The sequence below is a fragment of the Citrobacter amalonaticus genome, from assembly GCF_018252635.1.
Taxonomy (GTDB): Bacteria; Pseudomonadota; Gammaproteobacteria; order Enterobacterales; family Enterobacteriaceae; genus Citrobacter_A; species Citrobacter_A amalonaticus_E.
Genome location: NZ_JAGTXM010000001.1, coordinates 303,172 through 327,119, shown reverse-complemented (window position 1 = coordinate 327,119; position 23,948 = coordinate 303,172). Strand labels below are relative to the sequence as shown.

The following is a 23,948-nucleotide window of genomic DNA, read 5'->3' as shown; positions in this document are numbered from 1 at the left end:
TCTCTCTCCTCGTTTTTAACCTACACACGCCCGGGTCAGCGCAAGCAACTGGCGCACATCGTCCGGACGGGTGTTTCCACTTACCTTATCAATAATAGAACTATAAATGTGAGGAATGATTTTACTGACACCAGCATCGAGAGCAATTTGCAGAATCTCCGCGTAGTTTTCCAGATCGATCCCGCCGGTTGGCTCCAGCCAGAAATCATGACGCGCGCAGGCTTCCGCGACGGCTTTAAATTCGTCACGACATTTCAGACCGCCCATCGGGAAGTATTTGATTGAGCTCCCGCCCATATCTTTCAGCAAGGCAATAGCCGTTTCGACCGGGACAATGCCGTCCGCCGCTTTACTGCTCAGCGGCCCGGTAGAAATTTTTACCAGACCGGGCGTACCGGTTGGTGATACCAGACCGTTAACCACCGTCTCACTCTGCCCGAGCAGAGCGCGGCTGGTTGCCACGCCGGTGAACACCTGGTTGACATGCTGCGGCTGAACCAGGCGGGAGATTTCACTGACCATCGCCGACTGGTTCGGATCGCCCGCGCCCAGCCCCACGGAAAGCGCATTGTCGATGAGCTTCGCGTAGTCGCGCATATCCGCCACGGCGCTTTCGACATCCGGGTAATTTTTGGAGAGTACGCCAACCAGCACATGACCTTCCGCCGCCTCGTAAATATCACGGGCGTTCTCTTTCGAACCGGCCAGCACATTCAGGCAGACGCGATCGCGGTAAAAGTTCGGGGTCAGTTTCATGCTTTTTTCTCCTGATTAATCACATCATTAATACGACGCGCCACAATCTCCAGTTGTGCGCGGTCCACACTGCGCACGTCCGCTTCAATAATCCCTTCGTTGGCTTTATAACCACGGAAGTAAATCGCGTATTCGCCCTGCTTAAGAGCCTCCACCAGTTCACCTGTCGCAATGCCGGTGACGGCTTCATCAAATTTAATTTCGGCGCGGGCGATATCCCGTCCGGCGCTGTCCCACACCACGCGAGCGGTCATACCGTTAAGCGCATTCAGCGCGTCAATAAACGGCGTCATTTTTTCCACCATCTCCGCACCGCTCTCTTTCTGCGCATTCAAATAGAGCTCAATGGCACAGGTCAGGCCGAGAATCCCCTCTTTGCCGACCTTCATCGCCCGGCCAATACCCGCTGTCTGGCGTTTCACCCACTCGACATACTGGGTTTTCCCGATGACCAGTCCACTGGTTGGCCCTTCGATCGCTTTCGCGCCGCTGTAGATCACAAGATCCGCACCCGAACGGTAGTAGCACTGCAGGTCTTCTTCCGCCGCCGCATCAACAATCAGCGGCAGATTATGTTTACGCGCCACCACCACGGCCTGCTCGACGCTGAGCATGCTTTTCTGCACGCAGTGGTGGGATTTGATATATAAGATCGCCGCCGTGCGCGGGGTGATCGCCGCCGCCAGCTGTGCGGCAGAGCATTCATTGGCGTAACCGGCTTCTACCAGCTTGCCGCCGCCCAGCGCCACCATCGTGCCAACCGGCGCGCCAAAGTTAACGTTGTGGCCTCTCGGCAACACGATTTCGTTATTTTCAATCGGCGTCACATGCAGGTTTTCCAGCAGCCAGTCGCTGTCTTTGACCAACACCGCCGCCACCGACTGGGCGATACCCGCAGACGCACACGAAACGACCGTCGCGCCTTCCACATCCAGCAGTTTCGCGATGTATTCGCCGGTTTTATTCACCAGATCTTTCATCTCAAAGTATTGGTTCATGCCGGCCATCGCCGCTTCCACCACCTCCGGGCGCGGTGTAGAGACGCCCAGCGCGGTCATGCGGCCTGAAGTATTAATCACTTGTTTTAAATGGTATTTCTCAAAAATCGAAGGCATGTTCTGCACTCCCTTGTTCGGTCATATAACCCTTGCCCGCACGTATTGCGGCAAGCGGCACCAGCAGATTCTCAGCCTGCAAGCTGTCATTTTCGGCATCCATCAGCACGGTTGGCTGACGCTTCAGCGTAAAGAGGGTTAAGTCCGCGTCCAGACCGGGCTGAAGGCGACCTTTAGATTTCAGGCGCAAGCCGTCGGCGGCATTAGCCGTCACGCAGTCGATGACCTGCGGCAACGACATGCCGATAGCGAGGAATTTCGACATCACATTCGCCAGTGAATGCACCGGGCCGTTGATACGGTTGCGGCAATAGATATCTGAACTGATGGTGTGCGGCAGAATGCCTAAGCTGATGGCACGCTTCGCCACCGCAAAGCTCAGACTGGCGGTACCGTGCCCCACATCCAGACGAACGCCGCGCTGGATCGCCCGGGTGACAGAGGCGCGTAGTTCGCCCTCCGGCGTCAGAATGCGATTGGGTTTTCCGTTGTAGCAATGGGTGATGATATCGCCTGCCGTCAGGCGCTCTGCGATTTCATCCAGATCCGGCGGGTTATTGCCGATGTGAACCATCAGCGGTAAATCACCATTCTCTTGCTGCATCGCTTTGGCGCGATCCAGCGGTGTAATACCATTTTCACCCACCACGCTGCTGCTCATTCGCGCTTTCAGGCCAACGATAAAATCGGGGTAACGTTGTACCGCCTGCTTCACCGCGTCGGCGTCGATATTAGCCATATTCGCCAGTTCGTTTTGGGCAATCAGCCCGACGCGGGAGATGTTCAGAAGGGCATAAACTTCCGTCGCGGCGTCGCGCGTGAGGGTATAGAAATTATCAATATCGTCGGCACCAGTACTTCCCGCATCCACAACGGTCGTCACGCCGGTGGCAATACCTACGCTGTCCGGTTCGTCGTGATAAATCGGGGAGTCTGGATAACAGTGAACGTGGGAATCAATCCATCCGGCGCTGACGTAACACTCGCTGTTGAGCTCAACGGTTTTCACTGCCGGGTCGTTTATTTCGCCTAGCGCGGCGATTTTGCCGTCCTTGAGGGCGATATCACAGACCGTATCGTCAACCAGACGCGCACAGCGCAGGAGTAAATCAAACATATCTCTCTCCTGTAGAGGCGGGCGTTTTCACGCCCGCCGAGGGTTAGCTAATCGCAATCGGGAAGATTGAACCTAAAATCATTGCGCCAAGGATCGCGCCGCCGGTGATCGGTTTCTGCCAGATGTAAAACAGCAGGGCGCCGACCAGAGAACCCACGCCGATAGGGATCGACGCCGTCATCGCGCTGAGGATGATCAAGGGACCGAGGAAACGCCCCGAGGCGTTACCGGCGCCCATCATTACGTCCGCCCCGTAGGTCGAATCACTTTGATTGATGGTGAACTTACGCGCCAGAATGATGACGTAACCAATCGCCAGGCCAATCGCCAACCCCGTTGCCAGAGAAGCAATAAAGTTCTCAACCGGGAAGATAATGCCCGCGCCCAGCAACAGCGCCGGAACGCCCAGGCCAACGCCGGTCTGAATCGCGCCGCCGATATCCAGAATCCCCACCAGGGAGCCTTCGATAATACGGGCGAACAGGAAGCTGGCACCAAACGCCGCGACTGCGCCGTACGACCCCGTATCAATCCCTGCTTTCAACATGGCTACGAAAGCCACTTCGTTAAACGCGCCAATCCCGTACAGGTAGTACATGTGCGTCCCGGCAAATACACCGGAAGAGAGCAGGCCAACGAAGATCGGGAACGACCAGTCGGCAAACCAAAAACCTTTATTCTGTTCCATTGTGGCCTCCGTTATTTGCCGCTAAGCGAGTTGTGGATCAGTTCGAGCCAGTTCGGCACGGTCATGTGGAAGGATTCGATCATCTTCATGTCGAAGCCACGGAAGAAGCCGCTCAGGACGAAAAGCAGGACAATGGCTGCCATCATCACTTTGGTCACATGGTTCCAGCCGCTCTCTTCAACGCCTTTACCAATCAGGATGCCGAGTACCAGACCCGGTACGGCGTTACCCATGATCAACTGTGCCGCGCCGCCGAAAACGGTTGCCCAGAAGCCTGATTTCTTACCAGCGTCGATCGCCGCCAGCCAGAAGATCACCGGCATTACGGTGTTGACCAACAGATTGGCCGCAGGGACCAGCACCTTAACGGCGGTCACCTGCAACGCTTCCGGTACGGAAGAGGCAGTGAGGTTCAGGAAGGTCACGACGATCATGCCGATGATGCCGCAGGCAATCGCCATCTTTTTCGGGTCATGCAGCGTTTCACCGACGTTGCGGTTTTTGATCATCAGCGCTGCCGCGCCCCAGTTAGGAATGATGCGGTGATCCACGTCCTGTGTGAACGAGCCCGCCGCAACGGATGAGGCCCAGGCGTTGAAGAAAAAGCCCAGACCAAATGAGAAGTGAGAAGCCGGATCCCCTTCACAGGAATTCAGTTCCCCCAGAGTTCGAAACGCACCCATCCCCTGTGTGGTAGGCGCATGAAACATGCGTGCAGCCCCGGCCCCCACACCCACGCCGACGAGGGCACCGATGATGAGCGATTTTATTAAAATAATCAGGAACATAATTATGCCTTCTTAACAAGAATCAGCGTTGCGAGACAAAATCCACCTTGTCCAGATTGATGGCTGTCACGTTGACGGTCACATCCAGCTCCACGCTGTAAGTGCGTCGTTCCCGGCGCAGAAAGAAGAACAAAAACGCTTCTTTGCGCACCGCTTCACGCGCTTGAACAACCTGCACATCCTGTGGCTCAATACGCAGTAAAATATGCGGCGATGCCTTCATGACCGCGGCCTGAACGTGGTTCAGGGCATCGGCAAAGGCGCGTGCTTTGGCTTCGCCTTTGCCAGTGACTCTCACCGTTGTGGTGAATTGTTCTTTCATACTTACGCGCCGTATTTTTTCTGCCACGCCTGAACCAGACGCTCGCCAAGCTCTTCTTTATCCATAAAGCCGAACCCCAGCACGTTGCAGCCTTCGTTAATCGCCGTTACGCCTTCATCCACTGAGCGCATCCCGTATTTGGCTTTGTAGCCGTATTTGTTCTGTGCGGTGATAGCGCCCGCGCCGCCGCTGCCGCAAAAGGAGATGCCGAACGTGGCGTTTTCCGCTTTCATCACGTCCCCCAGTTTCATATCCGCGGCGACGCCCGGTACCACCACCGCACGCCCACCGGCTTTCTCGACGCCTGCCGCCACTTTCTGGCCTTTACCCAGACGATCGCCAATCACGACTGTAATCTGTTCCATGTTGTTGCTCCTTAAAGGTTGTCTTTCGCGACTTCAAAGTGGACGGACAGCAGCCAGGCTTCTTCCTCGGGAAGGTTGCCAAACGCTGCGACCACGTCGCGGGCAAGCGCCATTGAATCGGCTGAAATTTCATCAAACAAACTGGCTTCCACTTCCGGCAAAGGCTCGCCGGTCACTGACCGGTGCGCCATGGCGCGAACGTGAGACGTCAGCATTTGTTCCTGTACGGCGTTGGGAATGATGTTGTGCTCACGCAGCAAGGCATACACTTGCGCCAGCATGCGATCGGCCAGTTCACCAGGCTGCGTCACCTGCTCCCCCATGTCGTTCATTACTGCTCCGTTATTCACTCGTCTTACCCCGTTAATGGCTCTGAGTTAAAACTAGCGGTGGGGGTAAAAAGTTTGTAGCGAGTTGTTTTCCACTTCGAAGTGGAAAGGCGAGTGGCAATAGTGATCTGTTCCACAGAAAAGGCGGTTTTGATGATTTATCGCTGGGAAAGTGTGATTTCATTCACAGATATTGAGGGTGTTTCGTTGCGACTCCAGCAGAGAAGAAAGTCTGAAACTGTGAGCAGAACGCGCTTTTGAGCTGTATTATCGAAAAGAGTTATGACGAATCCTTGCGAGACATGGCGCAAGGGGAGAGTAAATACGCTAACCGATTTTAAAACACCACACCTTTCCATTGTGGTGTTATTTTGTTAAATGAGTGGGAATTCTTTATGAGTGTACCTCAAACAAAAGCTGAATTACTTTTAGCTATTGATAAAAACTTCAGTAAATTAATCCATTACCTTAATTCGATCCCGAGCGAAATGACTTCCGATGACTCAATGGAAGGTCACGCCAAAGGGACGGAAATGAGTGTTCGTGACCTTGTTTCGTATCTACTTGGATGGAATTCTCTGGTTGTAAAGTGGATCACTTTTGATGCGAAAGGCCAGTCGGTCGATTTTCCGGAAACAGGTTATAAATGGAACCAGCTTGGCCTCCTTGCTCAAAAATTTTACCAGGATTACAGCGCGTTAAGCTATGACTCGCTAATCGCTGAATTGCAGACTGTAAAAAATGAAATTGTGCAGCTTATCAATGAACGTACTGATGATGTTTTATATGGAAAACCGTGGTACACAAAATGGACGATGGGACGAATGATCTCATTTAACACCTCTTCGCCTTACGCCAATGCGAATGGAAGATTAAGAAAGTGGGCGAAAAATAAAAATATCCGTTTAAAGTAATCATCAAAGCGAAATTACATACCAAAATTTATCCACGTATGAAGGCCATTGTCACTGTCAGCATTCAAAGCGAATCTGAAGTCATGATTAAGGCCGCCCTTGTAAAAAGGACGGACTGGTTCGGGAGAGTCAGGTTGAAAAGATGGTTATTTCCCCTGAAGCCCGGCTTAAGGCATCAGGGGAGAAACGCCATTAACGATACTTCTTGTGATACGCGTTGCGGGTGGTTTTAAACTCTTCTGCTGCGGCCTGCGCTTCTTTTACCTTCCCTTCGTTCGCCAGCTTCAACGCACCGTCGATCTGGCCGACCAGGACGTCAAAACCATGACGAAAATCTTTCATTTCCGGGCTGTCGGAGGCTTTGCTTTCCAGCTTTGGCGGCGTCGCTTTCTGGGCATCCAGCGCGGCAGCGCGCATTTTGGTTAACGCCTCTTTCACCTGTGTGGCGTTATCCGCTTTTTCAATCACCTTCAGGTTATCGTTAAGCGTTTCCATATTGTCTTCGAGTTCGGCGGCGAACGCCGTTGCCGAACTCAATACCAGAGTGGAGACCGCCAGCATCGCCAGTAGTTTTTTACGCATTGCTCACTTCCTCTTTTTTATTGTTTTGGCGCGGCAGGTCGCGCCATCCGGGATTATTGTCCGGCGATTTTCATCTCCGGCAACAAAACTGAACCACACTGTATATTGCTACGCGTTTCAATATCGTTACCGACGGTAACAATATTGCGCCACATCTCTTTTAAATTACCGGCGATAGTAATTTCGCTCACCGGATACTGAATCTCGCCGTTTTCTACCCAGAAACCGGCTGCGCCACGGGAGTAATCCCCGGTGATGCCGCTCACGCCCTGGCCCATCAGCTCGGTGACCACCAGCCCGGTACCCATCTCTTTAAGCATCTGCTCAAAGCTCAGCCCTTGTCCGGCAATACGCCAGTTATGAATGCCACCCGCATGACCGGTGCTTTTCAGCCCCAGCTTGCGTGCAGAATAGTTGGTCAGCAGCCACTGAGTCAGTACGCCATCTTTCACAATATCCCGACGTTGCGTACGTACACCTTCACTGTCGAACGGTGAAGAGGCCAGTCCTTTTAGCAGGTGCGGATGTTCTTCAATGGTCAGCCATTCAGGCAGAATTTGTTTTCCCAGCGAATCCAGAAGGAACGTGGATTTGCGGTACACCGAACCGCCCGCAATTGCGCCGACCAGGTGACCAAACAGCCCGGTCGCCACTTCGTTGGCAAAAATAACAGGCGCTTTCATCGTCGAGAGTTTACGTGGTGACAGGCGGGATAACGTACGGCGCGCGCAGTCTGCACCGACCCATTCCGGCGTTTGCAGGTCTTCCATCGCACGACCAATCGTGTAGGCGTAATCGCGCTCCATATCGCCGTTTTCTTCGGCAATCACGCAACTGGAAAGCGAATGCCGGGTGGAGCAATAGCCCTGCAACATGCCGTGGCTGTTGCCGAACACTTTAATGCCATAGTGGCTGTTAAAGCTGCCGCCTTCCGTATTGGTGATACGTTTATCGGCCTGCAAAGAAGCCTGTTCGGCACGCGCCGCCAGTTCGATGGCTTCATCCGGAGAAACATCCGCCGGGTGGAACAGGTCCAGATCCGGGGCGTCAAAGGCCAGCAATTCTTTATCGGCCACACCGGCGCACGAGTCCGGCGAGGTATAACGCGCAATATCCAGCGCCGCCTGAACGGTTCGCGCAATCGCTTGTGGGCTTAAATCGGTCGAAGAGGCGCTGCCTTTGCGGTTCTGATGGTAGACGGTAATCCCCAGCGCACCATCGCTATTGAATTCGACATTCTCCACTTCACCATAACGGGTGCTGACACTGATGCCGGTCGTTTTGCTTACGGCGACTTCCGCCCCGTCCGATTTGCCTGACGCTAACTCCAGCGCTGTCGAGACTGCTTCTTCCAGAATCTTACGCTGCGCTTCAACTTGTGAGATTACTTTCATCGCAAATGCCATAATGTAGAGAGAGTTTCTCTGAAGTCTAACAGAGAACCGTTTTTCAGTGCGCATCTTAACTGGTAACATTAGCCTCTTTTTTTAAGGAGCCTGACATGACAAAGCAGCCCGAAGACTGGCTCGACGACGTTCCCGGTGATGACATCGAAGACGAAGACGATGAAATTATCTGGGTCAGCAAAAGTGAAATTAAACGCGACGCCGAGGAGCTAAAACGCCTGGGCGCGGAACTGGTGGATCTGGGGAAAAACGCGCTGGAAAAGATCCCGCTTGATGCAGACCTGCGTGCCGCCATTGAGCTGGCTCAACGTATCAAGATGGAAGGTCGCCGTCGCCAGTTGCAGTTGATTGGTAAAATGCTGCGTCAACGCGATGTTGAACCTATCCGCCAGGCGCTGGACAAGCTGAAAAACCGCCACAACCAGCAGGTGGTGTTGTTTCACAAGCTTGAACATCTGCGCGATCGTCTGATCGTTGAAGGGGATGACGCGGTAGCGGAAGTACTGAACCTGTGGCCGGATGCTGACCGCCAGCAGCTTCGCTCGCTGATCCGCAATGCGAAGAAAGAGAAAGAAGGGAATAAGCCGCCGAAGTCCGCGCGTCAAATTTTCCAGTATCTGCGTGAACTGGCAGAAAACGAAGAGTAATTTCACGCGTCGGGAATGCCGGATGGCGACGCAAAGCGTCTTATCCGGCCTATACGATCTTCACCGTAGGCCCGGTAAGCGTCAGCGCCACCGGGCTTTTTTCTTACTCTTCGGCTTCCGCTTCGGCTTTCTTCGCCAGACCATCCAGCAGCTTCTGGTGAATACCACCGAATCCGCCGTTACTCATCACCAGAATGTGATCGCCAGGCTGCGCCGTTTTCACGATCATCTCAGCCAGCGTATCAACATCGCCACTCCAGTGAGCAGGCTGGATGCAGGCTTCCGCCACCTCCGCGACTTGCCACGGAATATGCGGCGGCTGCAGCAGATAGACTTCATCCGCGCGGCCTAATGACGGTGCCAGATCGTCTTTGCTCAACCCCATCTTCATGGTGTTGGAACGCGGTTCCAGCACGGCGATGATGCGCGCCGTACCGCCTACTTTGCCGCGCAGCGCCGCAAGCGTTGCCAGAATGGCCGTCGGGTGATGGGCAAAATCGTCATACACCGTGACGCCGTTTGCTTCACCACGCAGTTCAAGACGACGACGGGCGTTGATGAACGACCCCAGCGCATTGGCCGCCTCTCCCGGTTGTACGCCAACATGACGGGCCGCGGCGATCGCCATCAGACCGTTGTGCATGTTGTGCTCACCGACCAGCGACCACTTCACCTCGCCGACCTTCTCACCATCCAGCCACACTTCCCATTCAGAGGCATCGACGTTCAGTTTTTTCGCCTGCCAGTGCCCCTGCTCACCCACCAGCTCCTGTTCGCTCCAGCAACCCATCGCTATCGTCTGCTTCAGGTTGATGTCATGCTCCGGATAGATGATCCGCCCCTGCCCCGGTACGATGCGGACCAGATGATGGAATTGCTTCTGGATCGCTTTCAGATCGTCAAAAATATCCGCATGATCAAACTCAAGGTTGTTGAGGATCAGCGTACGCGGACAGTAATGTACGAATTTAGAACGTTTATCGAAGAAGGCGCAGTCGTATTCATCCGCTTCAATCACGAAGAAGTCGCTTTCACCCAGACGTGCAGAAACGTCAAAGTTCCCTGGCACACCGCCAATCACAAAACCCGGTTTGTAACCGCAGGCTTCCAGAATCCAGGTCGCCATACCGGCGGTCGTGGTTTTACCGTGCGTTCCCGCCACGGCCAGTACCCAACGATCGCGCAACACAAAGTCATGCAGCCACTGCGGACCGGACATGAACGGAATGTTCTTCTCCAGCACCGCCTCAACGCACGGATTTCCACGGGTCATGGCATTGCCAATGATCACCAGATCCGGTTGCGGGTCGAGTTGACTGGGGTCATACCCCTGAATCAGGGAGATGCCCTGATTCTCAAGTAAGGTACTCATCGGCGGATACACATTGGCGTCCGAACCCGTTACTTCATGGCCGAGCGAGCGCGCCAGTATCGCCAGACCGCCCATGAACGTGCCACAAATTCCCAAAATATGAATGCGCATACGTCACTATCCTAATTTAACCCAGGGGGCATTTTACGCACATGTCAGGCAAGTGAGAAACGCATTTCAGGATAATCCGTAGTTTGCTGGCGCGATTCACCTGAGCGCAGCCACTGAAATATTTGTTAAGATTGTTACGGTCGCTTTACTCCATATTAATTGCAGGGAAAGTGTTATGAAAACGTTAGGTGAATTTATTGTCGAGAAGCAGCACGAGTTCTCTCATGCTACAGGTGAGCTCACTGCGTTGTTGTCGGCAATAAAGCTGGGCGCCAAGATCATCCACCGCGATATCAACAAGGCCGGTCTGGTCGATATCCTGGGTGCCAGCGGTGCTGAGAACGTACAGGGCGAGGTTCAGCAGAAACTCGACCTGTTCGCGAACGAAAAACTGAAAGCTGCACTCAAGGCGCGTGATATCGTCGCGGGCATTGCCTCTGAAGAAGAAGATGAAATCGTCGTTTTCGAAGGCTGTGAACACGCGAAATACGTGGTACTGATGGATCCGCTGGATGGCTCGTCCAACATCGATGTTAACGTCTCTGTCGGGACTATTTTCTCTATCTACCGCCGCGTGACGCCTGTTGGCACACCGGTCACTGAAGAGGATTTCCTGCAACCGGGCAACAAACAGGTTGCTGCGGGTTACGTGGTGTACGGCTCCTCCACCATGCTGGTTTACACCACCGGCTGCGGTGTCCATGCCTTTACCTACGACCCGTCGCTGGGTGTGTTCTGCCTGTGTCAGGAGCGTATGCGCTTCCCGGAGAAAGGCAATACTTACTCCATTAACGAAGGCAACTACATTAAATTCCCGAACGGCGTGAAGAAGTACATCAAGTTCTGCCAGGAAGAGGATAAATCCACGCAGCGCCCGTACACCTCACGCTACATCGGCTCACTGGTTGCTGACTTCCATCGTAACCTGCTGAAAGGTGGGATCTATCTCTACCCAAGCACCGCCAGCCACCCGGACGGTAAACTGCGTCTGCTGTACGAGTGCAACCCAATGGCGTTCCTTGCAGAGCAAGCGGGCGGTAAAGCGAGCGACGGGAAAGAGCGTATTCTGGATATTATCCCGGAAAGCCTGCACCAGCGTCGTTCGTTCTTCGTCGGCAACAACCATATGGTTGAAGATGTGGAACGCTTTATCCGGGAATTCCCGGACGCGTAAAACCCTTGCCGGATGGCGCTAGCGCTTATCCGGCCTACAATATCTGCATAGGCCGGATAAGACGTGTCAACGTCGTCATCCGGCATTTCACATCAGGCGGTCTGCAATTTAAACGACGCCATCGCTTCAATCAGCGCGTGCGACTGCTCTTCCAGTGAGCGAGTTGCCGCTGAGGACTGTTGTACCAGGGCCGCATTCTGCTGCGCCGTTTCATCCATCTGACTCACCGCAATATTCACCTGTTCGATACCACGACTCTGCTCCTGCGACGCGCTGGCGATTTCCCGCATCAGTTTGGTCATCCGCATCACTTCGCTGGCAATCTCATCCATCGTTTCACCCGCCTGCATTGCCAGGTCGCTCCCCTCCCCCACCTGCGCCTGCGAATCACCGATAAGCGTGCGGATCTCTTTTGCCGCTTCCGCGCTGCGGCTGGCCAGGTTGCGCACTTCGCCTGCCACGACAGCAAAACCACGTCCCTGTTCGCCCGCGCGCGCCGCTTCCACCGAGGCGTTCAACGCCAGAATATTGGTCTGGAACGCAATCCCGTCAATCACGCCAAGAATATCGGCAATACGATTAGCGCTACCGGAGATATCACGCATTTTTTCAATGACATAACACACCATCTCACTGCCGCGGTCGGCGGTGTCAGAGACTGACTTCGCCAATTGATGCGCCTGATCGGCGTTTTCCGCATTCTGTTTCACCGTCGCGGTGAGTTCCTCCATGCTGGCGGCGGTTTGTTCCAGCGAGGTCGCGGTTGATTCGGTACGTGTCGCCAGATGAATGTTGCCCGCCGTCAGCTCACGACTGCCGGTGTCGATCTGCGAACTGGCATCGCGTACGCGTCTGACAGATTCGCTCAGCGCCACGCGCATCCCTTCAAGCGCGGCCTGCAGGCGATTAAACTCGGCGCTGGCATAACGGCTTTCCGCCGCCGACAAATCCCCCGTCGCCAGACGTTCCAGTTGTTCAACCACATTATCGAGCGGTTTCAGCAGCTTATTACGCAGTAGCAGCCAGACCACCGCCAGCAGGGCGATGGCCGTCAGCGTCGTCGCGGTCATCACCCCGTAATAGATCCATGAGGTAATGATTCGCGTGGAGGCATAAATCCCCATGCCGCCTGTTAGCAGCAATAACAGGGTAATAAGCGACAATAAAACCAACAGCGTATTTCGTAGGGAGAGGGATTTTGGCATCGTTATTTTCCGGTTGTAAGATATACAGAAACTATCGACAACAACCGGAAAAAGTTTAGGTTTATGTCGCTGAATTCAGTGAAGGTTCCGGCGCGGACAGCTCTCGTTTTTTACTCAGGAAGAAAAGGCCAAAAAGCAACATCAAGCAGACGATACCCGAGATGGCGAAAAACACGGTCTGATAGCCTGCGAGGTCAAAGAGAACCCCTATTGGTGTTGAAAGCAATACGATCCCCAGTGAACTGGCAATCTGAAAACCAATCAGAAAGATTGTCGATGACAGTCGCTTATCAAAGTTCGCAACGCTGTATTTGAATACGGAGATGACGCAAAGTGGAACTTCAATCGCATGCAGGAGCTTCACCAGTGAAATGACCCAGGGATTAACGAACAAAGCGCAAGATAGAATACGCAGTGCCATAATCACCACGCCGATGAGTAATGCGTTTCTTGGTCCCACCCGATTAACAAAGAAGGGAATACTCGCCATGCACAGCGCTTCAAGTACGACCTGGAACGAGTTCAGATATCCATATACGCGCGTTCCAACATCGTGTGATTCAAACAGGCCAGCATAAAACACCGGAAAGAGCTGTTGATCATAAATATTATAGAAAGACCACGTCCCCACAATAAACACAACGAAGATCCAGAAGTTACGATCTTTGAAGACAGCGATAAAATCCTCTTTTTTTACCCCACCCGCTTCAGCCGTTACGCACTGCTGCTTCTGATCTTTGAAGCGCATGTTGATCATCATAAACACGGCGCCAAATAGCGAGACCAGCCAAAAGTTAATGTGGGGATTAATACTGAAAAAGATGCCAGCGAAAAATGCGCCTATGGCATAACCAAATGACCCCCAGGCCCGCGCTGTTCCATATTCAAAATGAAAACTCCGCGCCATTTTTTCGGTGAAACTGTCAAGCAGGCCACAGCCCGCCAGATACCCCAGGCCGAAAAAGAGCGATCCCAGAACCAACCCCACAGAAAAATGGCTTTGCAGTAGCGGTTCGTAAACGTAAATCATAAACGGCCCCGTCAGGACCAGGATGAAACTCATACACCAGATGAGAGGTTTCTTCAGGCCGATCTTATCCTGAATAATACCGTAGGCCACCATAAACAGCATGCTGGTAAATTGGTTGACCGAATAAAGTGTGCCTAATTCTGTCCCTGTTAGCCCCAGATGTCCTTTCAGCCAAATGGCATATAACGACCACCACAATGACCAGGAAATAAAAAAGAGAAATGAGTAACTGGATGCAAAACGATAGTACGCATTTCTGAATGGAATCTTCAATGCCATAATTACCTGCCTGTCGTTAACGAAAATAACGTCCTGTTCAGAGGCAAAATCGGCCTCGTTGTTTACTTACACCGTTCCAGCTCTTGTCGATGCGGCAGCGCTGTCATCGCCCCTTTCGCCGTTACCGCAAGCGCTCCACAGCGCTGAGCGAGTTCTATAATGTGTTGTAGTTCGCCCTCATGTTCAGGGAAGCCTTCAGCAGCCAGACCCGTCAGTAATCCGGCGACAAACGCATCACCCGCCCCGGTGCTGTCTACACAATTCACGGGTATCGCGGCAAAGTGGTAAACCTCTCCGCGGTAGCAGACCGCCACACCATCAGCCCCTTTCGTCACCAACAGCATGGTAATTTCATGCTCAGTTGCCAGGGCGCAGATATCCCGATCGCGCAGAGCGTTTCCGCTGATAAGCTGCCATTCGTCTTCCGACAGCTTGACCACGTCTGCCAGTTGAAGCGCCTGCAACAGACACAAGCGCAGCAACTGTTTGTCTTGCCAGAGATCGTCACGAATATTGGGATCGAAGCTGACAAAGCCGCCTGCGCGTCGAAGCGCTGACATCGCAATAAAAGCACTGGTACGTGATGGTTCGGCAGACAGGGCGATTGAACAGAGATGTAACCATTCGCCGTGCCGCCATTCGGGCAAATCAGTGGCTTCCAGAAAAAGATCGGCGCTGGGGCGAACCATGAATGTAAATGAACGTTCTCCTTGCTCATTGAGATCGACAAGCACTGTCGATGTCCGGTGCCATTCATCCGACTTCAACAGTGAAGTATCAACCCCTTCCGCTTTAAGCGTTTTTCTTAACAACGTGCCAAAAGGATCATCCCCCACCCGACCTATAAATCCACTTGCTCCACCTAATCTGGCTATCCCCACCGCAACGTTAGCCGGTGCGCCACCAGGACAAGGCAATAACCTTCCATCTGATTCAGGCATAAGATCCACAACCGCATCACCTAAAACCCATACTTTGGCTGACATTTTTCTCCCTCGGCTTCATCTGGCTTACGCACATTGATAAACCGCTTTTTCTCAAAACCGTCATGAATTTGCCCCAACATGCATAATCGATCACAAAACCGCATAGTTAACGTTAACATTTGCGATAATCATCACATTACACGCAATTCAGACCTTTATTTTTGCAAAAGTTAACGTTAACAATTAGATAATTATTGCTGAACCAGGAAGAGGTAAGATGACGCAATCCCGTTTACATATGGCGCAAAAAGCGCTGGAAAACCTTCACGCCCGCCGTGGAAACACCTTTTATCCCCATTTCCACCTTGCCCCACCGGCAGGGTGGATGAACGATCCCAACGGTCTGATCTGGTTTAATAACCGCTATCACGCGTTTTATCAGCATCACCCGTTCAACGAACACTGGGGGCCTATGCACTGGGGACATGCCACCAGTGAAGATATGATCCACTGGCGCCACGAGCCTATTGCGCTGGCACCAGGAGATGAAGATGACAAAGATGGATGTTTTTCGGGTAGTGCCGTCGATGACAACGGTGTGCTATCGCTTATCTACACCGGCCATACCTGGCTTGCAGGAGAAGGCAATGATGACGCCATTCGTGAAGTACAATGTCTGGCAACCAGTCGGGATGGGATCCATTTTGAAAAACAGGGTGTGGTGCTAACCCCGCCGGAAGGGATTATGCATTTTCGCGATCCCAAAGTCTGGCGAGAAGCAAACACCTGGTGGATGGTGGTAGGTGCAAAAGATCCTGGCAACACCGGGCAGATCTTACTTTATCGTGGTAATTCATTGCGTGAATGGACCTTCGATCGCGTACTGGCGCATGCCAACGCAGATGAAAGCTATATGTGGGAATGCCCAGACTTTTTCCGTCCTGGTGAGCATCATTACCTGATGTTTTCACCACAAGGAATGAAGGCGGAAGGATACCGTAACCGGAACCGCTTTCAGAGCGGAGTCATTCCGGGGGTTTGGTCTCCTGGACGGCTCTTTGCACAGTCTGGCCCTTTTACTGAACTCGATCACGGGCATGATTTTTATGCGCCGCAAAGCTTTTGCGCTCAAGATGGCAGGCGCATCATCATCGGCTGGATGGATATGTGGGAATCGTCAATGCCATCAAAACGTGAAGGTTGGGCTGGTTGCATGACGCTGGCTCGAGAGCTATCCGAGAGCAACGGCAAACTCATCCAGCGCCCGGTGCGGGAAGCAGAGTCGTTACGCCAGCTGTATCAACCTGTTCCTGCCAACAAAGTCGACAGTAAACACGTTTTGCAGGAAAACGCACAGGCGATCGAAATTCAATTACGCTGGGATTGTCAGAAAAGTCATGCCGAACATTACGGGTTACAACTCGGCACAGGGATGCGACTGTATATCGATAATCAGTCCGGACGGCTCGTTTTGTGGCGGTATTACCCGCAAGAAAACATAGATGGTTACCGTAGTATTCCCCTTACGCAAGGTGAACCACTCGATCTGAGGATCTTTATCGATAAGTCATCCATTGAGGTATTCATTAATGATGGGGAAGCGGTCATGAGCAGCCGAATCTATCCGCAGCCAGAGGAACGTGAACTGTCTCTCTATGCCGCTCATGGAGAAGCCACACTGCTGCAAGGCAGACTCTGGCTACTGGGGTAAGCAACGATCAGGCGGAACAACGGATCAGCAGCGGACACGGGATCCGTTGTTGGCCGCCGCCGGTACGTCCTTCAATCACATGCAATGCCGCTTCCCGCCCGATAATATCGTGTGGAAGTTGCATGGTGGTCAATGGGGGTAAAAACAGATGCCCAACGCCCACCAGGTTATCAAACCCCATAACAGCAACATCCTGTGGGATACGGATCCCTTTCGCCAGAAGAACCTGATAAGCCACAAAGGCGGCGCGATCGTTACCACAAATCAGGACATCAAAATCGGGTTTACCCGATGAAATGTGGGCGTTCAGTAAACCGGCAAGATCGGTATAGTGATCGTCACCCATCGCCATGTGAAATTGCTTCACATCCGCCAGATCCCGTCCGGCATCATGCCAGGCCTGTTCAAATCCCTGTCGACGATACCCTGTCGCCAGCGCGCCTTCAGGTAACCAGAAGCATAATGGCTGACGATATCCCGCCGCGACCAAATACTGGGTTGCGTCATACTGCGCGGTGTAATCATCAGGGATATAGCTGGGTAACGTGGTATCGTCCGCCACACAGTTCGCCAGAACGATATTTTCGCCATGCAGAACTTCAGGTAGTGTGATATGCCGTAGCCCCATCGTGGTATAGATAATGCCATCCGGCCGGTGAGCAAGCAGTTGGCGCGCCGCACGGGCGGCATCATCATCAGAAAAAATGTTGATTAAAAAACTGTTCCAGCCGAACTCGCTGGCTGTTTGTTCAATGGCAAGCAGGATATCGACTGAGAAAGGAGTGGTGGCCGTATCCTGCGCCAGCACGGCAAGGGTCGACGGCTTACGCCCCTGAGCACGCATCTTACGGGCGGAGAGATCGGGTACATAATTCAGGGTCTGGATAGCCTGCAACACGCTGTCACGCGTTGCAGGGCGTACTGATTCCGCATTATTCATTACCCGGGAGACAGTCATCATCGACACCCCCGCCAGGCGCGCAACATCCTTTAATGAAGCCATATCCAACCTACTTGCCGTAAAACAGGCACTGTAGCAAAAACCGTCTGTTCTGTCCTGGGCTGTGTCGGCCAGACAGCGTCAGCGCTGGCTTTCTGTAGCAGAGATACGCGTGACCGGCGAACTCTGTCTATTTTCCCAGAGCACCGTCAGGCCACGCTGCAACGCAATGAAAATAAATAATAAAACGCCAATGGCAATTTTTGTCCACCATGAGCTGAGCGTGCCGTCGAAGTTAATGTAGGTCTGGATCAGCCCCTGTATCGCCACACCAAACAGCGTTCCAAGAACCGTACCGACCCCACCACTCAGCAACGTACCGCCAATCACCACTGAAGCAATAGCGTCCAGCTCCACGCCGACTCCCGCCAGCGCGTAGCCAGCCTGGGTGTAGATTGAAAAGACAATGCCTGCCAGCGTCGCCAGTCCGGTCGACAGCATATAGATGCGGATTGTTGTGCTACGGGTGGAAATCCCCATCAGGTTTGCCGATGTCGCATTCCCGCCAATGGCATACACCTGATTACCAAACCGGGTGCGATGTGCGAGGAAAATACCAATGACCACCACCGCCAGCATCAGCAGGCCCATCACACTCAAACGACCACCGCCGGGGATTTTCCACGCCAGGCTGGAAAGCGTGTCGTAGATGGGATGGTTAATCGGGATCGACTCTTCCGATACCAGGTAACTGACTCCGCGCAGGAAGAACATACCGGCAAGCGTGATAATAAACGCCGGGATCTTTAGCGCATCAATCAGCAACCCCATGAACGCACCAAACGCGCAGCCCATCGCCAGGACCAGCGGAAACGCCAGCAGCGGCGAGATCCCCCAGTAGCCGATGGCTTTCGCCAGGAATACGCCGGTGAAGGCGATCACCGACCCCACGGAGAGATCGATCCCGCCGGAGAGGATCACAAACGTCATCCCCACAGCGATAATCCCCAGAAAGGCATTATCGGTCAGAATGTTGCAAATTACGCGCGTGGAGGCAAAGCCGGGAAACTGAGTCAGGCAGTAGAGATAACCCAGCACGAAAACCCCGAGGGTGATCATTAACGGTAAATTACGTTTTATCACGACCACGCACTCCTTTTAACAGACTGATAAAGCGCTGTGACTGCACAATCAGTACACACAGCACCACGACGGCTTTGACCACCTGGTTCATCTCCGGTGGAAATCCAGATAACAGGATGCCGGTGTTCATCCCCTGAATGATCAGCGCGCCCACCACTGACAACAGCAGATTAAAGCGCCCGCCCATCAGGGAACCGCCGCCGATCACCACCGCCAGAATGGCGTCAAGCTCCAGCCACAATCCGGCGTTGTTGGCATCGGCGCCGCGAATATCCGCCGTGACGATAATCCCGGCAATCGCCGCGCACAGCCCGCTCAGCACGTAGGTGAGCATGACGATGACCCGCGTGTTAACCCCGGCATTTTTCGCTGCCCGGATGTTAATCCCCACCGCTTCAATAAACATCCCGAGCGCCGTTCGCCGGGTCAGCAGCCAGAACAACACCAGCGTGATCAGCGCGATAATCACCGGCGTGGGGAACAGCAGCAGCGAACCGCTGCCGAACCAGGAGAGCGTGGGCGAGTTGAAGGTGACAATCTGCCCGGAGGTGATCAGTTGCGCCACGCCGCGACCCGCGACCATCAGGATTAGCGTGGCGACAAACGGCTGAATTTTGAGGATCGCCACCAGCACGCCGTTCCACAGGCCAGCCAGCACGCCGGTGCCCAGTGCAGCAAGCAGCACCACCGGCAGGCTGTGACCGGCGACGATCATCGCCGCGGTCGTGGCTCCGGCAATCGCCATCACCGCGCCAACGGAAAGGTCAATGCCGCCGGTGGCAATGACCAGCGTCATCCCTATCGCCAGCAACGCGACGGGGGCGGCGCGATTCAGGATATCGATCGGGCTGCCAAACAGGCGCCCGTCCTGCAATATAACCTGGTAAAAGTGAGGGGCGACGAGGCTGTCCACCAGCAGCACCAGCAGCAGCGCAATGAGCTGCGGCATGCCGGTCGGCCAGCGAAAGCGTCGCTTTGGCGGCGTAGTTTGCGGGAGAGATTGGGGCATCACAAGAGTCTCCTTACGCCGCGATGGCGTTCATGATCGCCGGAACGGACAGCTCAGCCAGCGGGATCTCCGCCACCTGTTTGCGGTCACGCATAATGATCACCCGATCCGCATAGCCGACCAGTTCCTCCAGTTCCGAGGAGATCACCAGCAGCGCCAGCCCGTCGGCGCACAACGTTTCGATCAGGCGGATGATCTCGGCATGCGCGCCCACGTCGATCCCGCGCGTCGGCTCATCGAGGATCAGAAACTGCGGTTTAGTCAGCAGCCAGCGCGACAGCAACACTTTTTGCTGGTTGCCACCGGAGAGAAATTCAATCGGCTGCTCTGCGCTGGGGGTACGAATGCCAAGTTGACGGATAAACCGCTCGGCAATGTCGTTTTGTTCTTTGCGCGGAATGGGCCGCAGCCAGCCGCGCTGGGCCTGTAGCGCCAGAATGATATTTTCTCGCACGGAAGCGGCGGCGATAATGCCATCCGTCTTGCGATCCTCGGGACAGAAGCCGATACCCAGGCACGATGCCTGATGGGGAGATCGCAGCGTCTGCGGCTTGCCTTTGATCTGTGCGCTGCCGCTGTCCGCCGGTTTGATACCGAAGATCACTTCTGCCGTTTCGGTGCGTCCGGATCCCAGCAGTCCCGCCAGACCGACGATCTCACCAGGTCGTACTTCGAGATCGAACGGGGAGATCGTCCCTCTCTTACCGAAATCTTTGAACGCCGCTACCGGTTTATCGCTCAGCAAAGTACGTCCCGCACGCTGCAGCGCATGGGTGTCCAGCTCGCGCCCCAGCATCATTTTGACCAGTTCAATCTGTGGCAGCTCGCGGGTTTCGCGGCAGCCGACAAAACTACCATTACGCAGAACGGTGATTCGATCGCTAACCTGATAGACCTGATCGAGAAAATGGGTAACGAAGATCAAACTCACACCGCGATCGCGCAGATGCCGCATCAGGCCGAACAGCATCTCCACCTCTTGCGTATCGAGGCTGGCAGTCGGTTCATCGAGGATCAGGACTTTCGCGGAAAGATCGATCGCCCGGCAGATCGCCACGATCTGTTGCATCGCCACCGAGTAGCGGTTCAGCGGTTCGCGCACGTCAAGGGAAAAACCGTAAGACGCCATCAGCGCCGTGGCGCGCTTTTCCATCTCTTTACGCCGTAAAAGGCCAAATCGACGTGGTTCACGACCAATAAACAGGTTATCCGCCACCGACATATTCGGCAGCAGGTTCACTTCCTGGTAGACCGTGCCGATACCCAATTGTTGGGCATGCGCGGTATTTCTGGGAGAGATGGCACTGCCTTCCAGCCAGATGGTACCGCGATCGGCATGATAGACGCCGGTCAGCGCTTTGATGAGCGTGGATTTTCCAGCCCCGTTCTCACCGAGCAGCGCCATGATTTCGCCGCGACGCAGGCTGAAATCGACGTTATCCAGCGCTTTGACGCCAGGAAAGAATTTACTTAATCCCTCTGTACGGAGGATCTCCTGGTGTTGTTCCGCGATCATAGTTGCCCTCCGCGACAAGAGTATGCTCCTGGAAGCCCGTAGGCCGGCAGCCGACAGAACATTTGCCTGATGGCGCTGCGCTTATCAGGCCTACAGAGAGCCTGAACTTAGTTTGTAGGCCGGATAAGACGCGATACGTCGCCATCCGGCACCCCAACGCCTGATGGCGCTGCGCTTATCAGGCCTACAGAGAGCCTGAACTTAGTAGCCCATGTTTTTCTTTTTCTCTAACTCTTCTTTCGCGGTATCTGGCAGATACAGCGTCGACTTGGTAATAGTGACCTTCTCAGGCATCGTGCCATCTTTCTTGAACTTCTCGAGCGCGTCGAAGGCCGGGCCCGCCATGTTTGGCGTCAGTTCAACGCTGGCATTCGCTTCACCGTCGATCATCGCTTTGTAGATATCCGGTACGCCGTCGATAGAACCGGTCAGAATATCTTTGCCCGGTTTGAGCCCCGCTTCTTTAATCGCCTGGATAGCCCCGATCACCATGTCATCGTTATGGGCGTAAACCATGCAGATGTTCTTGCCGTTATTCTCGGCTTTGATAAAGCTCTCCATAACCTCTTTCCCTTTACTGCGGGTAAAATCGCCGGACTGAGAGCGGATAATTTTGATGTTTGGCGCTTTGGCGATGGCTTCAGCAAACCCTTTCTTACGGTCAATGGCCACGCTGGCGCCGACGGTGCCCTGCAACTCAACCACATTACACGGCTTGCCGTTCACCTCTTTGATCAGCCAGTCGCCGATCAGTTGACCTTCCAGTACGTTGTTAGCGGTGACGGTGGTCATATAGAGAGATTTGTCTTTTACATCGATGGAACGATCGAGCAAGAAGACCGGAATCTCGGCATCTTTCGCTTCCTTCAGCACCGGTTCCCACCCTGTTGCCACAACCGGCGCAATAAAGATGGCATCGACGCCCTGAGCGACAAACGAACGCACGGCTTTAATCTGGTTTTCCTGCTTTTGCTGGCCGTCAGCGATTTTCAGCGTAATGCCGCGCTTTTCGGCCTCGCTTTTCGCCACGTTGGTCTCTGCGGCGCGCCAGCCGGACTCAGAGCCGACCTGCGAAAATCCTACGGTTAATGGGGCGGCCATGGCCATAGACGACATGGCTGCCGAAACTGCTGTGACGATAAGTAAGCGCTTCCACATAACTGTGTCCTCGTAGGGTAGGTTATTGTTGGTTAAGAAACAGTCGCGAAAAAACTATAGACAATCGAGCATGTAACGGATTGCGTTACATCACACTTCAAAAAAGTAAATAGAACGTTAATCACAAGTTTGTAATCGCTTCCATTTCACTATGAAAAAAGCGGCTGAAGATATGGATTTTCCTGTCATGCGAGTGGTCTGAAAAGGCAGGTACGAGGCGATTGAAATCGAAATCAGGCGGAGACATTCGGCGTGAGATCGCTATAATACTCGCCACTTGTTTACGACACAGTTAAAGGAAACAGACATGAGCTTACTCAACGTCCCGGCCGGTAAAGATCTGCCGGAAGATATCTACGTGGTTATCGAGATCCCGGCGAACGCCGATCCGATCAAATACGAAGTCGACAAAGAGAGCGGCGCACTGTTCGTTGACCGCTTCATGTCCACCGCGATGTTCTATCCGTGCAACTACGGTTACATCAACCACACCCTGTCTCTGGACGGTGACCCGGTTGACGTTCTGGTCCCGACCCCGTACCCACTGGAGCCAGGCTCCGTTATCCGTTGCCGTCCGGTTGGCGTTCTGAAAATGACCGACGAATCCGGTGAAGATGCGAAACTGGTTGCTGTACCGCACACCAAACTGAGCAAAGAGTACGATCACATCAAAGATGTGAACGACCTGCCGGAACTGCTGAAAGCACAGATCACGCACTTCTTCGAGCACTACAAAGATCTCGAAAAAGGTAAGTGGGTGAAAGTGGACGGTTGGGACAACGCAGAAGCGGCGAAAGCTGAAATCGTTGCCTCCTTCGAGCGCGCCGCGAAGAAATAAGTTCGCTGAACGCTGAAAACCCTGAACGCCGGGTACCGGTTAGTAAGGGTTTTTTTATGCCTGCGTTTTGAAGAAAGGCGATAAAGAATACAGCAAAGCTAACTCCTGGAAGGTGTGTGGCCATGCTTAAAACAACGCCACCCGAAGGTGGCGCGTTTATCTCAGTACTGGTCTCTGTCTAACCAGTTACCGCTTTCGATCAGCGTTAATCCATCCACCGGGCGCTGGTACACGTACATCCATGCACTGCCGTACGGCGTCTGGATCAACTGGCGTGCGTATTCACCACCGCGGGTGCGCAACGCATCCAGCTCAGCCAGCGTGGCATTATCAATACGATAAACCTCACCGTGTACCGTTCCGTTCCCCGGAACTGCGCCTGGATAGTGGCCCAGACTGTACAACTGGTAGTTATCGATACTGTAATTGCCCAGCAACTGGGCGTTGGTCATCCAGTGGCTGTTGCCTTGTTTGGTTCGTAAACTGCCGTAGACAAATATTCGCATT

The 23,948-nt window shown here is 53.7% G+C and carries 25 protein-coding genes; 5 read left to right on the top strand and 20 right to left on the bottom strand.

Features of this window, described 5'->3' with window-relative positions:
- Window positions 1-15 precede the first annotated feature (15 nt).
- From dagF to KE671_RS01500, 8 genes are read right to left on the bottom strand one after another with little or no spacing between them, the layout of a single operon-like run.
- A complete protein-coding gene (gene dagF / locus KE671_RS01535) occupies window positions 16-756 on the bottom strand; it encodes a 2-dehydro-3-deoxy-phosphogluconate aldolase (RefSeq protein ID WP_206161426.1) in 741 nt (246 codons plus the stop codon).
- Window positions 753-1,871, bottom strand: a complete 1,119-nt coding sequence (locus KE671_RS01530; RefSeq protein WP_206161425.1) for a DgaE family pyridoxal phosphate-dependent ammonia lyase — start codon at window positions 1,869-1,871, stop codon at window positions 753-755. Before KE671_RS01530 ends, dagF begins: the two co-directional genes overlap by 4 nt.
- Window positions 1,855-2,988 carry an amidohydrolase/deacetylase family metallohydrolase gene (locus tag KE671_RS01525; RefSeq protein WP_206161424.1) on the bottom strand — a complete coding sequence of 378 codons (1,134 nt, stop codon included), beginning with the start codon at window positions 2,986-2,988 and terminating at the stop codon, window positions 1,855-1,857. Before KE671_RS01525 ends, KE671_RS01530 begins: the two co-directional genes overlap by 17 nt.
- Window positions 2,989-3,031: 43 nt before the next feature.
- Window positions 3,032-3,676 carry a DUF4310 family protein gene (locus KE671_RS01520; protein ID WP_206161423.1) on the bottom strand — a complete coding sequence of 215 codons (645 nt, stop codon included), beginning with the start codon at window positions 3,674-3,676 and terminating at the stop codon, window positions 3,032-3,034.
- Window positions 3,677-3,687: 11 nt separating this feature from the next.
- The gene (locus KE671_RS01515) at window positions 3,688-4,464 is read right to left on the bottom strand and encodes a DUF4311 domain-containing protein (protein ID WP_042321636.1); all 777 of its coding nucleotides are present in this window, start codon (window positions 4,462-4,464) and stop codon (window positions 3,688-3,690) included.
- 22 nt (window positions 4,465-4,486) lie between these two features.
- Complete coding sequence (locus tag KE671_RS01510) at window positions 4,487-4,786, bottom strand: DUF4312 family protein (RefSeq protein WP_042321633.1); 300 nt, start codon at window positions 4,784-4,786, stop codon at window positions 4,487-4,489.
- Window positions 4,787-4,788: 2 nt separating this feature from the next.
- Complete coding sequence (locus tag KE671_RS01505; RefSeq protein WP_012134368.1) at window positions 4,789-5,151, bottom strand: SFCGS family glycine-rich protein; 363 nt, start codon at window positions 5,149-5,151, stop codon at window positions 4,789-4,791.
- Between the two features lie 11 nt (window positions 5,152-5,162).
- Window positions 5,163-5,501 carry a glycine dehydrogenase gene (locus tag KE671_RS01500; protein ID WP_206161422.1) on the bottom strand — a complete coding sequence of 113 codons (339 nt, stop codon included), beginning with the start codon at window positions 5,499-5,501 and terminating at the stop codon, window positions 5,163-5,165.
- A 374-nt stretch (window positions 5,502-5,875) separates the two neighbouring features.
- On the opposite strand from KE671_RS01500, the gene KE671_RS01495 reads away from it, so the two are divergent.
- On the top strand, window positions 5,876-6,394 hold the full coding sequence (locus KE671_RS01495) for a ClbS/DfsB family four-helix bundle protein (RefSeq protein WP_196013717.1): 519 nt from the start codon (window positions 5,876-5,878) through the stop codon (window positions 6,392-6,394).
- Window positions 6,395-6,586: 192 nt separating this feature from the next.
- On the opposite strand, the gene cybC is transcribed toward KE671_RS01495, so the two are convergent.
- Together cybC and pmbA are read right to left on the bottom strand one after the other, a co-directional pair.
- Complete coding sequence (gene cybC, locus KE671_RS01490; RefSeq protein ID WP_206161421.1) at window positions 6,587-6,976, bottom strand: cytochrome b562; 390 nt, start codon at window positions 6,974-6,976, stop codon at window positions 6,587-6,589.
- A gap of 53 nt (window positions 6,977-7,029) precedes the next feature.
- Complete coding sequence (gene pmbA / locus KE671_RS01485) at window positions 7,030-8,382, bottom strand: metalloprotease PmbA (RefSeq protein WP_206161420.1); 1,353 nt, start codon at window positions 8,380-8,382, stop codon at window positions 7,030-7,032.
- 95 nt (window positions 8,383-8,477) lie between these two features.
- On the opposite strand from pmbA, the gene yjgA reads away from it, so the two are divergent.
- Window positions 8,478-9,029 carry a ribosome biogenesis factor YjgA gene (yjgA, locus tag KE671_RS01480; RefSeq protein WP_206161419.1) on the top strand — a complete coding sequence of 184 codons (552 nt, stop codon included), beginning with the start codon at window positions 8,478-8,480 and terminating at the stop codon, window positions 9,027-9,029.
- Between the two features lie 103 nt (window positions 9,030-9,132).
- Here the strand turns inward: yjgA and mpl are convergent, their stop codons facing one another.
- Window positions 9,133-10,512: a UDP-N-acetylmuramate:L-alanyl-gamma-D-glutamyl-meso-diaminopimelate ligase gene (mpl, locus tag KE671_RS01475; RefSeq protein ID WP_206161418.1), complete on the bottom strand. Its 1,380-nt coding sequence runs from the start codon at window positions 10,510-10,512 to the stop codon at window positions 9,133-9,135.
- A gap of 175 nt (window positions 10,513-10,687) precedes the next feature.
- On the opposite strand from mpl, the gene fbp reads away from it, so the two are divergent.
- Window positions 10,688-11,686 carry a class 1 fructose-bisphosphatase gene (fbp, locus tag KE671_RS01470; RefSeq protein ID WP_206161417.1) on the top strand — a complete coding sequence of 333 codons (999 nt, stop codon included), beginning with the start codon at window positions 10,688-10,690 and terminating at the stop codon, window positions 11,684-11,686.
- A 92-nt stretch (window positions 11,687-11,778) separates the two neighbouring features.
- Here fbp and KE671_RS01465 read toward each other — a convergent pair whose 3' ends face one another.
- The 3 genes from KE671_RS01465 to KE671_RS01455 form a co-directional block, all read right to left on the bottom strand.
- Window positions 11,779-12,891 carry a methyl-accepting chemotaxis protein gene (locus KE671_RS01465; protein WP_206161416.1) on the bottom strand — a complete coding sequence of 371 codons (1,113 nt, stop codon included), beginning with the start codon at window positions 12,889-12,891 and terminating at the stop codon, window positions 11,779-11,781.
- 61 nt (window positions 12,892-12,952) lie between these two features.
- The gene (locus KE671_RS01460) at window positions 12,953-14,200 is read right to left on the bottom strand and encodes an oligosaccharide MFS transporter (RefSeq protein ID WP_211986775.1); all 1,248 of its coding nucleotides are present in this window, start codon (window positions 14,198-14,200) and stop codon (window positions 12,953-12,955) included.
- 62 nt (window positions 14,201-14,262) lie between these two features.
- Complete coding sequence (locus tag KE671_RS01455; RefSeq protein WP_206161414.1) at window positions 14,263-15,186, bottom strand: aminoimidazole riboside kinase; 924 nt, start codon at window positions 15,184-15,186, stop codon at window positions 14,263-14,265.
- A gap of 217 nt (window positions 15,187-15,403) precedes the next feature.
- On the opposite strand from KE671_RS01455, the gene cscA reads away from it, so the two are divergent.
- Window positions 15,404-16,837, top strand: a complete 1,434-nt coding sequence (gene cscA / locus KE671_RS01450; protein WP_206161413.1) for a glycoside hydrolase family 32 protein — start codon at window positions 15,404-15,406, stop codon at window positions 16,835-16,837.
- Window positions 16,838-16,844: 7 nt separating this feature from the next.
- Here the strand turns inward: cscA and KE671_RS01445 are convergent, their stop codons facing one another.
- From KE671_RS01445 to ytfQ, 5 genes are all read right to left on the bottom strand, one after another.
- Window positions 16,845-17,840: a LacI family DNA-binding transcriptional regulator gene (locus tag KE671_RS01445; protein WP_206161412.1), complete on the bottom strand. Its 996-nt coding sequence runs from the start codon at window positions 17,838-17,840 to the stop codon at window positions 16,845-16,847.
- A 78-nt stretch (window positions 17,841-17,918) separates the two neighbouring features.
- Complete coding sequence (gene yjfF / locus KE671_RS01440) at window positions 17,919-18,920, bottom strand: galactofuranose ABC transporter, permease protein YjfF (protein ID WP_206161411.1); 1,002 nt, start codon at window positions 18,918-18,920, stop codon at window positions 17,919-17,921.
- Complete coding sequence (ytfT, locus tag KE671_RS01435) at window positions 18,907-19,929, bottom strand: galactofuranose ABC transporter, ATP-binding protein YtfT (RefSeq protein ID WP_206161410.1); 1,023 nt, start codon at window positions 19,927-19,929, stop codon at window positions 18,907-18,909. Before ytfT ends, yjfF begins: the two co-directional genes overlap by 14 nt.
- 13 nt (window positions 19,930-19,942) lie before the next feature.
- Window positions 19,943-21,445: a galactofuranose ABC transporter, ATP-binding protein YtfR gene (gene ytfR, locus KE671_RS01430; protein ID WP_206161409.1), complete on the bottom strand. Its 1,503-nt coding sequence runs from the start codon at window positions 21,443-21,445 to the stop codon at window positions 19,943-19,945.
- Window positions 21,446-21,646: 201 nt separating this feature from the next.
- The gene (gene ytfQ, locus KE671_RS01425; protein WP_042999211.1) at window positions 21,647-22,603 is read right to left on the bottom strand and encodes a galactofuranose ABC transporter substrate-binding protein YtfQ; all 957 of its coding nucleotides are present in this window, start codon (window positions 22,601-22,603) and stop codon (window positions 21,647-21,649) included.
- Between the two features lie 307 nt (window positions 22,604-22,910).
- Between ytfQ and ppa the strand changes: the two genes are divergently transcribed.
- Window positions 22,911-23,441, top strand: coding sequence for an inorganic diphosphatase (ppa, locus tag KE671_RS01420; protein WP_023478348.1), 531 nt, complete (start codon window positions 22,911-22,913; stop codon window positions 23,439-23,441).
- Window positions 23,442-23,602: 161 nt separating this feature from the next.
- Here ppa and KE671_RS01415 read toward each other — a convergent pair whose 3' ends face one another.
- Window positions 23,603-23,947 (bottom strand): gamma-glutamylcyclotransferase family protein, encoded by a 345-nt coding sequence (locus tag KE671_RS01415; RefSeq protein WP_206161408.1) that lies wholly within the window; start codon window positions 23,945-23,947, stop codon window positions 23,603-23,605.
- Window position 23,948: the final 1 nt, after the last annotated feature.

Bases quoted from the DNA above. Each gene is read 5' to 3' on its own strand.
- dagF (WP_206161426.1), bottom strand. From the start codon at position 756: ATGAAACTGACCCCGAACTTTTACCGCGATCGCGTCTGCCTGAATGTG.
- KE671_RS01530 (WP_206161425.1), bottom strand. From the start codon at position 1,871: ATGCCTTCGATTTTTGAGAAATACCATTTAAAACAAGTGATTAATACT.
- KE671_RS01525 (WP_206161424.1), bottom strand. From the start codon at position 2,988: ATGTTTGATTTACTCCTGCGCTGTGCGCGTCTGGTTGACGATACGGTC.
- KE671_RS01520 (WP_206161423.1), bottom strand. From the start codon at position 3,676: ATGGAACAGAATAAAGGTTTTTGGTTTGCCGACTGGTCGTTCCCGATC.
- KE671_RS01515 (WP_042321636.1), bottom strand. From the start codon at position 4,464: ATGTTCCTGATTATTTTAATAAAATCGCTCATCATCGGTGCCCTCGTC.
- KE671_RS01510 (WP_042321633.1), bottom strand. From the start codon at position 4,786: ATGAAAGAACAATTCACCACAACGGTGAGAGTCACTGGCAAAGGCGAA.
- KE671_RS01505 (WP_012134368.1), bottom strand. From the start codon at position 5,151: ATGGAACAGATTACAGTCGTGATTGGCGATCGTCTGGGTAAAGGCCAG.
- KE671_RS01495 (WP_196013717.1), top strand. From the start codon at position 5,876: ATGAGTGTACCTCAAACAAAAGCTGAATTACTTTTAGCTATTGATAAA.
- cybC (WP_206161421.1), bottom strand. From the start codon at position 6,976: ATGCGTAAAAAACTACTGGCGATGCTGGCGGTCTCCACTCTGGTATTG.
- pmbA (WP_206161420.1), bottom strand. From the start codon at position 8,382: ATGGCATTTGCGATGAAAGTAATCTCACAAGTTGAAGCGCAGCGTAAG.
- yjgA (WP_206161419.1), top strand. From the start codon at position 8,478: ATGACAAAGCAGCCCGAAGACTGGCTCGACGACGTTCCCGGTGATGAC.
- mpl (WP_206161418.1), bottom strand. From the start codon at position 10,512: ATGCGCATTCATATTTTGGGAATTTGTGGCACGTTCATGGGCGGTCTG.
- fbp (WP_206161417.1), top strand. From the start codon at position 10,688: ATGAAAACGTTAGGTGAATTTATTGTCGAGAAGCAGCACGAGTTCTCT.
- KE671_RS01465 (WP_206161416.1), bottom strand. From the start codon at position 12,891: ATGCCAAAATCCCTCTCCCTACGAAATACGCTGTTGGTTTTATTGTCG.
- KE671_RS01460 (WP_211986775.1), bottom strand. From the start codon at position 14,200: ATGGCATTGAAGATTCCATTCAGAAATGCGTACTATCGTTTTGCATCC.
- KE671_RS01455 (WP_206161414.1), bottom strand. From the start codon at position 15,186: ATGTCAGCCAAAGTATGGGTTTTAGGTGATGCGGTTGTGGATCTTATG.
- cscA (WP_206161413.1), top strand. From the start codon at position 15,404: ATGACGCAATCCCGTTTACATATGGCGCAAAAAGCGCTGGAAAACCTT.
- KE671_RS01445 (WP_206161412.1), bottom strand. From the start codon at position 17,840: ATGGCTTCATTAAAGGATGTTGCGCGCCTGGCGGGGGTGTCGATGATG.
- ytfT (WP_206161410.1), bottom strand. From the start codon at position 19,929: ATGCCCCAATCTCTCCCGCAAACTACGCCGCCAAAGCGACGCTTTCGC.
- ytfR (WP_206161409.1), bottom strand. From the start codon at position 21,445: ATGATCGCGGAACAACACCAGGAGATCCTCCGTACAGAGGGATTAAGT.
- ytfQ (WP_042999211.1), bottom strand. From the start codon at position 22,603: ATGTGGAAGCGCTTACTTATCGTCACAGCAGTTTCGGCAGCCATGTCG.
- ppa (WP_023478348.1), top strand. From the start codon at position 22,911: ATGAGCTTACTCAACGTCCCGGCCGGTAAAGATCTGCCGGAAGATATC.
- KE671_RS01415 (WP_206161408.1), bottom strand. From the start codon at position 23,947: ATGCGAATATTTGTCTACGGCAGTTTACGAACCAAACAAGGCAACAGC.